This window comes from Mycolicibacterium arcueilense, assembly GCF_058536225.1.
On record NZ_JBZTYL010000048.1, the window covers coordinates 1 to 1,380 of the forward strand.

At 66.4% G+C, this 1,380-nt stretch carries 1 protein-coding gene; it reads left to right on the forward strand.

The genetic code is table 11. The annotated features are described in order from the left end of the window. Positions 1-204: 204 nt before the first annotated feature. Positions 205-1,380: IS110 family RNA-guided transposase (locus AC4LGL_RS33880; protein ID WP_491842604.1), on the forward strand; the 1,176-nt coding region annotated here is incomplete at its 3' end.

The window sequence follows — 1,380 nt, forward strand, 5'->3', positions numbered from 1 at the left end:
CGCGCACTGACTGACGACCTGCTGGTTTGTCTTCGACTTGATTTGTCTCACCAGCGACGTGCAAGCAAGCACCGCCGAGGATCCGGCGGGGCGGACATGACCTAATCAGGAGCCTGGCCGTTCCTCATCAATGTCTTGTCTGCCCGCCCCACCGGGTTGTCACCCGCCGCACGGTTCATCACCACGGAGAGGACACCATCCATCGTGACATCCCCACGCCGAGTCGTCATCGGCGCCGACACCCATCTGGACACCATCCACCTCGCCGCCATCACCGACACCGGCCAACTCCTCGGCGACGCCGAATTCCGCACCAACCCCACCGGTTACTGGGCCGCGATCTGCTGGGCCCGCAGCCTTGGTGACATCGTGAGCGTTGGAGTCGAGGGCACCAGCAGCTACGGCGCTGGGCTCACACAAGCATTGCAAGCCAACGATATTCACGTCGTTGAAGTCAACCGACCCGACCGAGCAGCCAGGCGCCGGCAAGGAAAATCCGACCCGCTCGACGCCCACAGTGCGGCCCGTGCGGTGCTGGCCGGCGAGGGCCTGGCCGTACCCAAAGACCCCCACACCAATGCACTCAAAGCCCTGCTGACCGCCCGCCGCGGCGCCGTGAAAGCCCGCACCGCAGCCATCCAACAGATCAAAGACCTGCTCGTCACCGCCCCCGCCGAGCTACGCGAGCGCTACCGCCGCTACACCACCACACTGACGCTGGTGACCGCCCTATCCGGATGCCGGCCCGCCACGCACAAAGACCCCGTGGCGGTCTCGGTACTGATCGCCTGCAAAGCACTGGCCCACCGCGTCACCTTCCTGCAAGGTCAGGCCGACGAACTCACTGCTGAGCTCGATACCCTCACTGCCACCATCAATCCCGCACTCCGGGCCGCCTACGGCGTCGGCCCCGACACCGCCGCTCAACTGATCATCACTGCCGGCACCAACCCCCAGCGGCTCCGCAGCGAAGCCTCCTTCGCGATGCTCGCCGGTGTCGCTCCCATCCCGGCCTCGTCGGGGAAAACCACCCGACATCGGCTCTCCCGCGGCGGTGACCGCGCCGCCAACAACGCCCTCTACCGCATCGCCCTGGTCCGCATGTCACACGACCAACGGACCCGCGACTACGTCACCCGCCAGACCGCTGCCGGCCGGTCCAAAAAAGAGGTCCTGCGGCTGCTCAAACGCGCCATCGCCCGCGAGATGTTCACACACCTCACCGCGCCCTGCCCGATCGACGACTACAGCGACCTACGGCCGACCCGTCAAGCCCAAAACATCACCCTGACCGCCGCCGCTACCCACTTCGGCCTCTGGCCCACCCAAATCTCCCGCCTCGAACGCGGCCTCAAACGCGACGACACCCTCGTCGCCAAC